The sequence below is a fragment of the Enterococcus sp. AMC1157 genome (assembly GCF_058216555.1).
Window position 1 is genome coordinate 960,795 of sequence record NZ_CM177099.1, and the last position, 14,121, is coordinate 974,915.

12 protein-coding genes and 1 tRNA gene are annotated in these 14,121 nt (G+C 36.4%); 6 read left to right on the plus strand and 7 right to left on the minus strand.

What is annotated here, in order from left to right:
- Nucleotides 1-10: 10 nt before the first annotated feature.
- Nucleotides 11-1,213, minus strand: a complete 1,203-nt coding sequence (locus AC4BBX_RS04665; RefSeq protein ID WP_490455286.1) for a multidrug efflux MFS transporter — start codon at nt 1,211-1,213, stop codon at nt 11-13.
- A gap of 585 nt (nt 1,214-1,798) precedes the next feature.
- Entirely contained in the window at nt 1,799-3,235 is a 1,437-nt protein-coding gene (locus tag AC4BBX_RS04670; RefSeq protein ID WP_490455287.1) for an NCS2 family permease, read from the minus strand.
- Between the two features lie 363 nt (nt 3,236-3,598).
- Between AC4BBX_RS04670 and AC4BBX_RS04675 the strand changes: the two genes are divergently transcribed.
- Entirely contained in the window at nt 3,599-4,402 is an 804-nt protein-coding gene (locus tag AC4BBX_RS04675) for a Cof-type HAD-IIB family hydrolase (protein WP_490455288.1), read from the plus strand.
- Between the two features lie 74 nt (nt 4,403-4,476).
- On the opposite strand, the gene AC4BBX_RS04680 is transcribed toward AC4BBX_RS04675, so the two are convergent.
- From AC4BBX_RS04680 to AC4BBX_RS04690, 3 genes are all read right to left on the minus strand, one after another.
- Nucleotides 4,477-4,563 (minus strand) — tRNA-Ser (locus AC4BBX_RS04680).
- A 34-nt stretch (nt 4,564-4,597) separates the two neighbouring features.
- Nucleotides 4,598-5,404 carry an AAA family ATPase gene (locus AC4BBX_RS04685; RefSeq protein ID WP_490455289.1) on the minus strand — a complete coding sequence of 269 codons (807 nt, stop codon included), beginning with the start codon at nt 5,402-5,404 and terminating at the stop codon, nt 4,598-4,600.
- 56 nt (nt 5,405-5,460) lie between these two features.
- Nucleotides 5,461-6,027, minus strand: a complete 567-nt coding sequence (locus tag AC4BBX_RS04690; protein ID WP_490455290.1) for a TetR/AcrR family transcriptional regulator — start codon at nt 6,025-6,027, stop codon at nt 5,461-5,463.
- A gap of 321 nt (nt 6,028-6,348) precedes the next feature.
- Here AC4BBX_RS04690 and AC4BBX_RS04695 point away from each other — a divergent pair, with 321 nt between their 5' ends.
- From AC4BBX_RS04695 to AC4BBX_RS04715, 5 genes are all read left to right on the plus strand, one after another.
- Nucleotides 6,349-7,110, plus strand: coding sequence for a threonine/serine exporter family protein (locus AC4BBX_RS04695; RefSeq protein ID WP_490455291.1), 762 nt, complete (start codon nt 6,349-6,351; stop codon nt 7,108-7,110).
- A complete protein-coding gene (locus AC4BBX_RS04700; protein ID WP_490455292.1) occupies nt 7,107-7,556 on the plus strand; it encodes a threonine/serine exporter family protein in 450 nt (149 codons plus the stop codon). Before AC4BBX_RS04695 ends, AC4BBX_RS04700 begins: the two co-directional genes overlap by 4 nt.
- 267 nt (nt 7,557-7,823) lie before the next feature.
- Entirely contained in the window at nt 7,824-9,617 is a 1,794-nt protein-coding gene (locus AC4BBX_RS04705; RefSeq protein ID WP_490455293.1) for a glycerophosphoryl diester phosphodiesterase membrane domain-containing protein, read from the plus strand.
- A gap of 257 nt (nt 9,618-9,874) precedes the next feature.
- On the plus strand, nt 9,875-10,024 hold the full coding sequence (locus AC4BBX_RS04710) for a hypothetical protein (RefSeq protein ID WP_490455294.1): 150 nt from the start codon (nt 9,875-9,877) through the stop codon (nt 10,022-10,024).
- 132 nt (nt 10,025-10,156) lie between these two features.
- Entirely contained in the window at nt 10,157-11,134 is a 978-nt protein-coding gene (locus AC4BBX_RS04715; protein WP_490455295.1) for a YeiH family protein, read from the plus strand.
- 103 nt (nt 11,135-11,237) lie between these two features.
- On the opposite strand, the gene AC4BBX_RS04720 is transcribed toward AC4BBX_RS04715, so the two are convergent.
- Nucleotides 11,238-12,584: a glucose-6-phosphate isomerase gene (locus AC4BBX_RS04720; protein WP_490455296.1), complete on the minus strand. Its 1,347-nt coding sequence runs from the start codon at nt 12,582-12,584 to the stop codon at nt 11,238-11,240.
- Between the two features lie 81 nt (nt 12,585-12,665).
- Nucleotides 12,666-14,012, minus strand: coding sequence for an NADP-specific glutamate dehydrogenase (gene gdhA / locus AC4BBX_RS04725; protein ID WP_490455297.1), 1,347 nt, complete (start codon nt 14,010-14,012; stop codon nt 12,666-12,668).
- Between the last annotated feature and the right edge of the window lie 109 nt (nt 14,013-14,121).

Sequence of the window (14,121 nt, forward strand, 5' to 3'; positions counted from 1 at the left end):
TTCTATCTTTTCAACAAATACTGTCCTTTTTCAAATACTTTCTAAAATTAAAGAAGGACAAACAGATATTAAAGACCACACAGAGACTGGTTGCAAAGAACACCGCTGGGTAACCCAAGCTATGAGCAACCGTTGAACCTAACATTGGGCCTAAAACTTGACCAAAATTGGTAAACATTTGATTGTAACTGTAAATTCGACTCACACCTTCTGGCGGCGAAATTTTACTTATCAACGTATTAATCGATGGCATCAATGCCCCTGTTGTAAATCCTAACAAGAAACGCAGAACACCTAATTGAAAAGGTGACGTAGCAAATCCCATTGGAATAAAGCAAAAGAGTGAACCAATTAAACCACCTAATAAAATTTTATGATTTCCTATTTTATCCCCTAATCGACCAAGAATTGGCGAGGAAATAATCGCTGACACCCCGGCAATCGAAACAATCAAACCACTCACAAGCAAGACGTTCCCTGAATTACCGCTTAATTGACGAATATAAAGTGTCAAAATCGGACTAATACTAGTAATTCCTACTTGAAGAATCAATGATGTCACAAACAAACCAACTAAAATTTGAACGTTTTCCATTTTAGCAAAAATTTCTTTTGTTGAAAGCATTTCTTTTTTCTCAACTGGCGTAAAGTCTTCTTTCACCATAAAAATAGTTAATAATGCTGTAATCAACAAAATAGTTCCCGTGATGATAAAAACATTTTTCATCCCAAAGAGTTCTGCCAAAGCTCCCCCCATGGAAGGACCAATTAAATTCCCAGCAATCGCTCCAGTCGCTAGCGTTCCTAGCGCCCAACCACTCTTTTCTCTTGGTGCTTGAGAAGCAATCATTGCCGTAGCATTCGGAATATAACCAGATAAAATCCCATTAAAAAAGCGCATAATCAACAGCCAATAAACATTCGGAACAAAAGCTAAAGCCCCCATCGTTAGAGTCATCCCAGCAGAAGCACGAATCATCATCAAGCGACGACCCTTTCGATCTGCTAAATTTCCCCAAATTGGTGCGACAATAGCTGCAGCAAAAGCAGTCACTGAAATTGCTAATCCAGAGAACAGCTCAATTTGATTTTTAGGAGCTCCCAACTCTTCGATATATAAAGGAATAAATGGCATTACTAAGCTAATACTCGCTCCTGTGAAAAAACACCCAATCCAAGAAATCAGCAAATTTCTCTTCCAATCAATCTTCATACACAAACCTTCTTTCACTTAAACTATAGACCATTTTCAGAAATTTTCAAATAAAACAAATCAAAAATGTACCTTATTTAGTCGTTTTTTATTAATGAAGAGTTGATTTATCTGTAGTTTTTGAAGATAAAATAGCTGACAAACTTCCAAACCATCTGTCCGCAAAGAACAGACATTGTGAAAGACCGGTCTGAGCCTCTTTTGAGTCTCAAACCTTTCGGCGTTCAAACGCAATGTAAGAAAGTAGAGTTTCTCTACTTTCTTACATTGCGTAATTCATTCTCATCTTTATCTCACGATGCCTGTCTTTTCTACCAGATGGTTTTTCAGTTTTGACGATTTTTTTCTCATCAAATGTCCTTTAAAGATAAACTATTCACTAAATTTTTGTTCAGAGAGTTTCAAATTTGATTTAGCTAAGAATGTGAATGACAACAACTTTTCATCTTCCAAGGCAAATGAAAAGGAATGGAACACCTTTCCTACTATGCTCCATATCTTTTTAAAAACTTATACTTTCGTTAACTCCAAAAAAAGTCTCCCTCCTATTAAAAATAAGAGAGAGACTTTCATTCAATTTACGACCTATAAAATCGCCATAATGATAAAGTTCAAAATAAACAAGGCATCCACAATCCATAGAATTGTTGAAACTTCTTTACCTTTTCCTTTTACTACTTTAACAATTGTGAAGAAGATAAAACCAGCAGCAATTCCGTAAGAAATGCTATAAGCTAATCCCATAAAGATTGAGGCAAAGAATGCTGGAACTGCTTCTTCTAAATCTGTCCAGTTAATGTCTTTAAATGATGCTAACATCATGACACCAACTAAAATCAAAGCTGGCGCTGTTGCTTGTGCAGGAACCACCGCAATAATTGGTGAGAATAGACTACTCAAAGCAAATAATGCAGCAACAACAACTGACGTTAAACCAGTACGACCACCGGCACCAATCCCAGCTGCAGACTCAACATAAGTCGTTGTATTTGATGTTCCAAAAACCGCACCGATTGAAGTAGCTACAGCATCCGCAAACAATGCTTTATCCATCTTAGTTGTAAAGCCTTTGCTGTCTTCCAACGCATCTTCGTCTTCTTGAGAGAAAATACCTGTACGACGGCCTGTACCGATGAATGTTCCGATTGTGTCAAACGTATCTGATAAACTAAACGCAATAATTGTCATAATTACTTGAGGGATCTTTGATGAATCACTAAATAGTGATGACATTCCTTCTGGACCAAAAGCCGCTCCGAAAGTTGTACCTAATTCTGAGATCGAGCTACCTAATGAATTGGCTTGCCAATCAATTGCGCTCAAATCAACCACACCCATCAAAATACCGATAATCGTTGTTCCTAAAATGCCTAAAAGAACCGCACCACGAACATTCATAATAATTAAAACAGTCATTAACACTAAACCAATCAATGATAAAATCATTGCCGGATTGTTAAAGATTGCTAGTTCTGGAACAACGCCACCATTCATGTTTACATTAACAGCCGCACCGTCTACTACGATTGAATCAGTGATAGTACCTGAATCAGCCATAAAGCTTAGTAGGTTCGCATTTTTTAAACCAACGTAGGCAACGAAAATCCCAATCCCGCCACCAATTGCATGTTGCATACTTTCTGGAATTGCACGGATAATCAATTTACGAATTTTAGTAATTGTAATAAAAATGTTAATCAATCCACAGATAAAAACCATTGCTAACGCTTGTTGCCAAGAATAACCTAAGCCAAAAACGACCGTAAAGGTGAAGAAAGCATTTAGTCCCATCCCCGGTGCTTGTGCGTAAGGTACATTGGCGAATAACCCCATAATTAATGTTCCAATAACTGATGCAATGATTGTTGCTAAGAATACTGCTTGAAACGGCATTCCTGATTCTGAAAGAATAGCTGGGTTAACGAATAAAATATAACTCATTGCAAAAAAAGTAGTCACACCAGCGACAATTTCAGTTGAAACGTTTGTTTTGTTTTCCTTTAATTTGAAAAACTTTTCCATGATTATTATTCACTCCTAGATTTGATTGGTTCAATCGAAAGGAAAATTTAAAATAAATGCAATCTTTGTCTTTCACTTGAACAATTACAAATTATAGATTTCCACTATCGTTTTTACAACATAATATTAACGAAAAAATAATTATTTCTTTTTAATGTTCGTGTTTAACCTTTTCTCCACTGTAAAAACCCGTCAAATAAGGAAACTGAATGTTCGGAGAATTTGGTCAACTACCAGAAATATGTTACACTTAACGTGAATTTACGAAAACCATCAACTTTTTTTCATTCGGATTTACAGAAAAATTGAAGATTTTCGTAAAAAGAACAATCATCAATTATACAAAAAACAAGGAGTTTGAATATGACACAAAAATTAATTGCTATCGACTTAGATGGTACGACCTTAAACAATCAGTCATTAATTAGTTTGAAAACTGCAGAAGTATTGGAAAAAGCCAGACAGGCAGGACACTACGTCAGCATCGCAACCGGTCGCCCTTATCGAATGAGTAAACAATTTTACGATCAGTTAAAATTAGATACACCCATGGTTAATTTTAACGGTGCCCTTGTTCATAAACCTTATCACCAATGGGCATTTGAACGTGAACTGTCTATCTCAAGAGACATTGCATTTGAAATTTTGGCTCAAAAAGAACGCTTGAATTTAGATTTTGTTGCAGCAGAAAACAGAGAAACATTTTATATCAATGATTTAAAAGACTTTGAAGGCAACTTCTTTGCGACTGATGTTGCGACAGAAGCGAACCTGTTTTCTAATCTGAAAACAAATCCAACTTCCCTATTAATCAAAACTCAACACGAATTTTCTGCAAATGTTTCAGAAGCACTAAGCAGTCAATTCGCAGATCAAATTGATGTAAGAACTTGGGGCGGACCAAATGCCATTTTGGAAATCGTACCTAAAGGCGTACAAAAAGCAATGTCATTATCCGTTGTTGCTGATTCATTAAACATCAAACAAAAGGATATCCTAGCATTTGGTGATGAACACAACGACCTAGAAATGCTTGATTACGCAGGCTGGGGAGTTGCCATGTCAAATGGCGCAGACCAAGTCAAAAGCATTGCCAACGATGTAACCAATAAAACCAACGATGAAGATGGTTTAGCTGATTATTTAGAGCAATATTTGGCTTTGTAAGAGTCAAAAAAGCCGCGCACTCCCATAATATTGGGGTGTACGGCTTTTTGAATGTCTAAAAATCTAGTTATCTAAGGAGACTACGGGACTTGAACCCGTGCACCGCTTGAGGCGGCTCGCCAGATTTCGAGTCTGGTGCATTACCACTCTGCCAACTCTCCGCACTTGCTATTCTCTTCCTTTTTATCTAAAAAATCAAGGAGTCATTCGTTTTTGGAAAAAATTCCAGTACAATTGAACAATTGGTAAATTTTTCCATTGATCCATGACTAAGGAATCTTTACTCAAGTTATAAATTGTTCCTTCTAAACCACCTAGTAGTAAGGGTGAATGACTGGCAATAATAAACTGGGCTTCTAAAAAACGTGATGCATGAATAATCATATCAATTAATTCTAGCTGCTTTTCAGAAGATAAAGAAGCTTCCGGTTCGTCCAATAGATAAACACCTTGGGGTTGCAGATAGTCTTCAAACACTTGCAAGGCAGTCTCTCCATTCGAATATTTTTCTTGAGAAAACTGACGATTATCGATTTGCTTTTTCATTTGGTAGGATTTCTTATGTTCTTCAATTTGTTCTTTTGTCATCCCTAATTGTCTACGTTCGTAGAGATAACCTTCCTTTTGAATAGCTTCTTGTTGGATTTTCTTAACTTCATAAAGAATGTCTTCACTTTTAATGTAGCGGCTATTATCCGGTAAAGTGCGTAATCGGCCGTTATCATCTTCTGCCATTAAAACGGAGCTTTCATTTATATACTGTTGGAAATAGTCGTTGGCGACCGAGCTATAAGGTTTCACGATTTCTGCTCCAGGTAAATTTAAATGATTGGCTAGTAAGTTTAAAAGAGTTGATTTACCGGAACCATTTTCTCCATACAAAAAAGTAATTTGATCAAAAACTATGATTTCTGAAGCAAAAGTCTTCATCGTATTGTAAGGATAGATATTAGGTCCTTTGATTAATTGATCTGAAAATTTGAATCCTCGAATGTAGCGCATTTTTCTCACCTTTCAAAAATAATCCAGAAAGCCACCACAGCTTTCTAGACTATTGTCTACATCATTTTTTCAACACTTTCAACCGAGAGAATAAATTCAATCGTTTGATTAATAATACCCACAATTTGTTGGCGACTTGGTTCAATAATTTTCGATGACATTAATACGGCCACACCAGTAATTGAGATCCAAATTCCTTTGTGTAACGCTTTCAAGTATTCTTCCGTCAAATCACTGTATTCAGGGAGTTCTTTAATCGTTTCTGAAAAATGTGTAAAGGAGAATTGATACATCAACTTCCCACCACCATACTCATCAACATATAAAGCCATAAAAAGCTTTGGATTTTTTTGAGAGAAATCAATGTAGTTAATACATAGATCAACTAGTTTATTTCCCGTATGTTCAATTGAAAACACACGTTTCTCTAAGTCTTTGTAGACAGTTTCAACCAAAGTATTTTTTAAATCTTGCATATTTTCAAATTCAAGATAAATTGGCTGGGTTGATACGCCCATCTTTTTGGCAACATTTCTAGCGGTAAAATTACTAAAGCCATCTTTACTAATGACTTCATAAGCTGCTTTCAAGATATGTTCTCTAGTATACACTTTATGTCTCATAATTTACCCCCTTAATATTTTTTTAACTCCTAATGTTATTTTAACTGAGTTTCGTCAATTTTAAAAGGGTTTTCTTTGAAAAATCTAATAATGTTTATTTTTCAAAAAAAAGAGTATTTATCAACCCTATTTTCTCAAAAAATAAAAATTCACGCTTTATTTTCAATTTTTTTACGAAAATACCCAAATGAAATTCATAAAACATTTCGTTATCTTATCGATTTTAAGAATACTCTACTTGTAGCTTTCACTGCAAACAGATAAAATAAAATCATCTTTACAGAAAAACAATGAAAATTCATAACTAAAAGGAGCGTTAGCATGAATGCATCAAGAGAGCTAGTTTTAGAAACTTGCTTACTGGCAGGCAAAATTATGATGGAAAGTGGTTCTGAGGTTTACCGCGTGGAAGATACGATGAATCGGATTGCGTTTAATGCCAATGAACCCAATAGTATTAGCTATGTGACTGCCACTGGAATTTTTATGGGCTTACGCAGTAGTCATTCTGCACAGTTGGAAAATGTCAGCGAACGTTCGATTAATTTAGAAAAGGTGGTCGCAGTCAATCAACTTTCTCGCCACTTTGCAGAAAAAAGAATTGATCTTGAGACTCTTTATCAGTCTCTGAAACAAATTGATCGAGAAGTTCCAACTTTTCCAACTGGATTACAAATTTTCTGTGCTGGGGTCCTCAGTTGTTTATTGATGTATATCTTGGGCGGGGCATGGGCTGATTTTCTAGCGACCTTTGTGATAGGTAGCCTTGGTTATACAATTAAATTTTATTTAGGAAAAATGATTGACCTTCGTTATTTTGATAATTTTTTAGCATCATTTTTTATTGGCTCGGCTGCTTTGTTTGCGGTTCACTTTCACTTAGCTGGCAACGTCGATAATATTATTATCGGTGCGGTGATGGCTTTGGTTCCTGGGGTGGCGATTACCACTTCTTTTCGGGATATTCTGGCGGGGCATTTAATTAGCGGCATCGCTAGAGGAACAGAAGCCTTGATTGTCGCTGCAGCTATCGGTGTGGGTATCGCTTCTGCATTAAGCTTTTTTGGAGGAAGTCTCTTATGAATTTCATCGTCCATTTTTCTTTTAGTTTTTTAAGTACCGTAGCTTTCGGAGTATTAACCAATATCCCTCGCCGTGCTTTATTAGCTAGCGGGCTAACAGGCGGTCTTGGTTGGCTAACGTATATTCTTTTAGAGACTCATGGTTACGGATTAGCCTTAGCGAATTTTGGTGCAACATTTATCATTGGTTGTATCAGTATTTTCTTTTCTCGTAGAAAAAAAATTCCGATGATTATTTTTAATGTTCCTAGTTTGGTGCCCTTGGTTCCAGGAGGTCCCTCTTACAAAGCCGTCCGAGAATTAGTTTTAGGAAATAATTACATCGCTTTTGAAAATGTGATGATCGTTTTAATCACTGCTGGAAGTATCGCTGCTGCCTTTATGATGACGAGTTTGGTGGAACGTTTGGTTTTAAAATGGCAAGTCTATCGTAAAACTCGTCGTTAATACTTTGTTTTATACAATCTCTCCGCGAAGAACAGGCATTGCGATAGATTCCTGACGGTCTCACACGATCCATGAGCTTTCGGAGCTATGTTCCGTTTCATTTATGCTTCATGGACAAAAGAGAAGAGATAAAAACTAACCTACCGAGCTATTCATCTCTTTAAAAAGTTACACTCCCTTTAACGTTGAAAAAAGAAGCTGTCCTTAATCTTGGATAGCTTCTTTTTTTGTAGTATGATGTAACAAACAAATGAGCAGGTGAAACAAATGAATTACTTAAAACATAGTCTAATCAATGCAAGAGATTTTTTACTAGGTACGCGTGAATATTTCAGAAATGTGCTTTTAATGCATGGCTTTATGCTTTTTCTTCTGATTCCTCTCCTAAGCCGTTCGACCAATTTTATTTTACGTCAAGGTGGCATTCCTTATATTTCTTTTGATAATATCGGTCAAATTTTAACACAACATCTTTGGGTGACTCTGGCATTACTCGTCGTCTTAATTGGCATTATATTAGCCATCTTTTTTGAATTTACGTTCCTTTTGTTAAGTGTCTATTTTATTAAAAAGAAACAACCGATTCGTTTAATGCAGCTCTTGAAGGTAACCTTAAAACAAATGAAAAAAGTTCGGATTGAAACGATTTTATTTTTCTTTTTTTACTTTTTCCTAGTCTTACCGATTGGTGGCTTGAGTTTTCAATCTGATTTACTGACTAAAGTGAAAATTCCTGCCTTTATCTTAGATTTTATTTTTGCCAATCGTTTACTTTTTATTAGCGCCTTTGTGTTGCTCTATCTGGCAATGCTTTATCTAGGGATTCGCTTGATATTTGCCTTACCTGAAATGATTTTACGGGATCGTCCTTTTAAACTAGCGGTAAAAGAAAGTTGGCATTTGACGAAAAAAAGATTTATTTCGATTGTTGCTCAATTTTTAATCATCACGGGAACAACTTTGGCATTAACTTCTCTTGGATTTTTTGTGGTGGTTAGTATCCAACGTTTGATTGAACATTTCTATCCTGATAATTCTTTAATCAGCGCTGTTTTTGCAATGACCTTTTTGCAATTTTTCTTATTAATCAACATTGTCTTATCAACGGTGGGAATTTTTTACGTGATTGTCGACTTTATGGATGATGAAGGCTTTTTACCTGATACACCCCATTGGTTTGTCAAACAAGCTGCCAGCAAATATACTGGATTGATGCAAAGCTTGTTGTTTGTTGCAGCTATTTTCTTTGGTGTTGGGGTTAGTTTATACAACTATGATTACTTAACCAACTTTAATTTGCACACACCAATTAAAGTTTCTCATCGTGGCGTTAGTAATGGAAATGGCGTTCAAAATTCAATCACTGCTTTGGAAAAGACTAGTGAAGCCTATCATCCAGATTATATTGAAATGGATGTCCAATTAACCAATGATGGCGAATTTATTGTCTTTCATGATTTTAATTTCAAAGCATTGACCGGTGTTTCTAAGAAGCCAGAAAATAGTTCTTTAGAGGATGCTCTGTCACTGACTGTTGAAGAAAATGGCATGACCTCTCCAATCCACACCTTTGACGAATACTTAGCTGCGGCTGAAGCAATCGGACAAAAATTGATGGTTGAGATTAAAACACAGAAAAAAAATACCCAAGAATTAACGGAACGATTTGTGGAAAAATATGCTACACGTTTGATTGAAGACGGTCATATTGTCCAGAGTTTAACTTTCCAAGTGATTGAAGACTTGAAAACTCTAGCTCCCAATTTAACAGCCGGTTATATTTTACCTTTTAATCTCGTAGGTCCACCCGATTCTCAAGCAGATTTCCTCACACTGGAATATACGACCTTGAATCGTAGTTTTATCCAAACCGCTCAAAGTGACGGAACCTCTGTTTTTGTCTGGACGACAAATGATAGTGACACGATAAATCGAATGATGTTTTATGGTGTTGACGGTCTGATTACCGATCAAATGGCTTTATTGAACCAAACAACGACTAAACCAGAGATTATGACCTATTCCGACAAACTGATGAACTTTGTTTTAGGATTTGGCTAATAGAAAATGCTTTATGTCTGTTTAAAAGATAACTAAATAATGGTCTATTGCTGAGACTAGACCATTTCATCAGATATCTAGCTCGAAAAACAAGGAAGCTTTTAAGACTATTGACAGTCTGAATGCTTCCTTGTTTTATTTTCGAATAGACCAACTTTAGAAATATTTAATAATTACTTCCCCTTTCTTTGAAAACATTCTTTATTTATGATAATCTATGCAAAGCGGCTGTAAAAAGAACAAAGGAGGAACTATAGATGACTTTTACAAAAACTAATTTAGAATATCGTATTGCTTTTGATACTCAAAAGAATATGTTTATGGCAATTGATAGTAATAATGAAAGCCGTGTCGCTTATGGAGTGACAATTGAACAAGCAATCAAAAAACTAAACGAAAAAGCTTAGAAAGGATTACTATTCATGGATTCTTCCAGTTATTACGTATAAAACCGTCTTTAGTATAAGAACTAAAGACGGTTTTTTGTGTGTGCTTTTTCTCTACATAAAGGTATACTAAACAAGGAAAGGAGTGCAACTATGAAATTATATTTATTACCAGGTTTATTATTAGCCGTAGCTGTCGCTGGGCTAGGAAAAATAGCTGCTGGTTTTTTACCTCAAATCGGTGGCGGTACATTTGCTATTTTATTTGGAATTTTTTTAGGAAACACCTTGTTTAGACAATCTGCTTGGCAAGCAGGAACAAAATTAGCCGAACGAAAATTACTCGAGTTCGCGGTGGTTTTATTGGGAACCAGAGTCACTTTTCAAACTATTTTAGAAATTGGCGGAAAAGGTGCCGCTTATGTCACTATTTTAATGATTAGTACCATCTTTTTCACTTATCTTATCGGTCGAAAAATTGGTTTTAACCAAAGTATGTCCTTATTGATGGCTGGTGGGAATGCTGTCTGCGGTTCATCTGCGATTGCATCCATTGCACCAGTGATTGATGCCAAAGAAGAAGAAAAAGGCCAAATAATTACTTTGGTCAACTTGTTAGGAACATTTATGATGCTGACACTCCCTTTTTTAGCACAAATTATTTTCTCAGATAACTTGACCCAAAGTGCCTTAATTGGCGGAACTTTACAATCAGTTGGGCAAGTTGTGGCGGGTGCGAATTTGATTGGTCCTCAAATCGTTCAGTACGCCATGTTGTTTAAGATTTTGCGGATTATGTTTTTAGTCCTTGTCGTTTTTTCTTTTGAAAAATTTGTCCATCGAGGAATTACTGCTACTCAAGAAGTGAAGCGGAAAGCCCCTCTTCCTTGGTATGTCATCGGCTTTTTAGTGTTATGTACCATTAATAGCTTTATTCAATTACCTGCTAGTTTGACAAGCAGTCTCTCCTTTATTAGTAGCTGGTTGGAGACAACTGCCTTAGCAGCCATTGGCTTACGATTGAATATCCGAAACTTTTTAAAAGAAGGACGAAAATTTATGCTTTACGGTTCTTCTGTCGGACTATTTCAAACGGTTGTTGCTATTTTGTTGTTGATGATGTTGTTTTAGTTGTAAGGACCTCTCTAAATTATGTAGAACAGATCGATCCACAGTTCTATTTTTTTCTAAATAAAAAACGATTGACTAAAAATTAGCCAATCGTTTTTTTTGATTATAAGCGTTCGTTCAATTCTTTTGCTAAGTCTTCGAAACCTGGTTTGCCTAATAGGGCGAACATGTTGCGTTTGTAGTCTTCCACTCCTGGTTGGTCAAATGGATTTACACCATTTAAGTAACCTGAGATTCCAACTGCAATTTCAAAGAAGTACACTAGGTAGCCTAATGTGTAAGCATCCATCGCTGGAATTTTAACTAACATATTTGGAACGTTACCGTCTGTATGTGCTAATAATGTTCCTTCGAAAGCTTTTGTATTAACAAAGTCAATATCTTTTCCTTCTAGGTAACCTAAACCATCAAGATCTGATTCTTGAACTGGAATATCAATTACTTTGCGAGGTTTTTCAACTTTTACGACTGTTTCAAAGACGTTACGAGTACCATCTTGAATTGTTTGTCCGACAGAGTGCAAGTCAGTTGAGAAGTTTGCACTCGAAGGGTAAATTCCTTTTTGGTCTTTTCCTTCAGACTCGCCGTACAATTGTTTCCACCATTCTGAGAAATATTGCATTCCTGGTTCGTAGTTCACCAAGATTTCAATCGCTTTTCCTTTACGGTACAAGATGTTACGTAATGCTGCATATTGATAGGCTGCATTTTCAGTTAGATCAGCATCTGAGTAAGCTACACGTGCGTCTTCGGCACCCTCCATCAAGGCATCGATATCAGCTCCACTTACTGCGATTGGTAATAAACCAACTGGTGTTAAAACAGTGAAACGTCCACCAACATCATCAGGAATCACAAAAGTTTCCCAACCTTCAGCATCTGCTTCAACTTTAACAGCGCCTTTTGCACGGTCAGTTGTTGCATAAATACGTTTGTTTGCTTCTTCTTGTCCATATTTTTTGATTAATAATTCTTTGAAGACACGGAAAGCAATCGCTGGCTCAGTTGTTGTTCCAGATTTTGAAATCACGTTCACTGAGAAATCACGGTCGCCGATAACTTCGATTAAATCTGCTAAATAAGTAGAAGAAATAGAATTTCCAGCAAAGAATACTTGTGGTGTTTTACGTCCTTCTTGTGGCAATACGTTATAGAATGAGTGTTGTAAAAACTCGATAGCTGCACGTGCGCCTAAGTAAGATCCACCAATTCCGATTACCACTAAAACTTCAGAGTCAGATTGAATTTTTTCAGCCGCTTTTTTAATACGAGCAAATTCTTCTTTATCATAGTCTTTTGGTAAGTCAATCCAACCAGTAAAATCATTTCCTGGCCCTGTACCTTCACGTAATGCTTTATCCGCAGCGGTCACTTGATTCTGTAAATAGTCTAGTTCATGTTCACGAACAAATGGTGCTAGTTTTGAATAATCAAAATTAATATGTTCCATTTTGACCCTCCTAAAAAAGTAGTAGTTTAATTACAACTACTACTTTACTTTTTTTATGCTATTTTTTCAAGTAAATTCTTACTAGACTAGTCCTTGAGAAATCATTGCTTTAGCAACTTTCGCAAATCCAGCAATATTGGCACCTAACATAAAGTTATTTTCCGCACCAAATTCATTGGCTGTATCACGGCATGCTTCATAAATATTTTTCATGATACCGTCTAGTTTTTCGTCTACTTCTTCTTTTTCCCAAGCTAGGCGTTGAGAGTTTTGGCTCATTTCTAAAGCTGAAACTGCTACTCCACCAGCGTTAGCTGCTTTTCCTGGGCAATAGTATACATCATTTTCGATGAAGTATTCTGCTGCATCCAAGGTACTTGGCATATTTGCCCCTTCAGCCACTACTTTTACGCCATTTGAAACTAAAATTTTGGCTTGATCTAAATTAATTTCATTTTGTGTTGCACATGGGAAGGCTACATCTGCAGAAACTTCAAAGTCCCAAACAGAACCTTCATGGTATTCTGCATTTGGACGCTCTTTGGCATAAGCCGTTAAACGTTCACGCTTCACTTCTTTAATTTCTTTCAATAATTCTAAGTCAATCCCGTCTTTGTCGTAGATATAACCATTTGAATCTGAACAAGTAACCGGTGTTGCACCTAATTGTTGTAACTTTTCAATCGCATAAATTGCTACATTTCCACTTCCAGAAACAATCGCTGTTTTACCTTCTAAAGTTTCATCTGAGTCTGCATACAAATGTTTTACAAAATAAACGGCACCATAACCTGTTGCTTCGGTACGTCCTTTGCTCCCCCAGAAATCTAGTGGTTTCCCAGTCAAGACACCCGCATCGTATTGTTTTAGACGTTTGTAAGCGCCAAACAAATAACCAATTTCACGTCCACCAACACCAATATCTCCAGCTGGCACGTCAGTATCTGGTCCGATATGTTTTGATAATTCCGTCATGAAACTTTGACAAAAACGCATGATTTCCGCGTCTGATTTCCCTTTAGGGTCAAAGTCACTTCCACCTTTACCGCCACCAATCGGTAGACCCGTTAAACTATTTTTAAAGATTTGTTCAAAAGCTAAGAATTTCAAAATACTTAAATTTACACTTGGATGGAAACGTAATCCACCTTTGTAAGGGCCCAAAGCTGAGTTAAACTGAATACGGTAGCCTCGGTTTACTTGCCAATTGCCTTGATCGTCTTGCCAAGGTACACGGAATTGGATGAAACGTTCTGGTTCTGTTATTAGTGCTAACAAGTTGCTATCTTCATACTCCGGATGTTTCTCTAAAAAAGGAACAATCGTTGCAAAAAACTCGTCTACTGCTTGTAAAAATTCTGGTTGATTCGCATCCTTGGCGTGAATCGCTTCTTGGACACTTTTTACATATTCTGATGCATTTGTCATGAAAATACCCCCTTGTTTTGGTAGTATGATTTTAGCAGAAAAAAAAAAGTTTTGCACGCAAAATTTTCAAATAGTTTAAATTTTCAAACTATTTACATTGAGGTGAAAG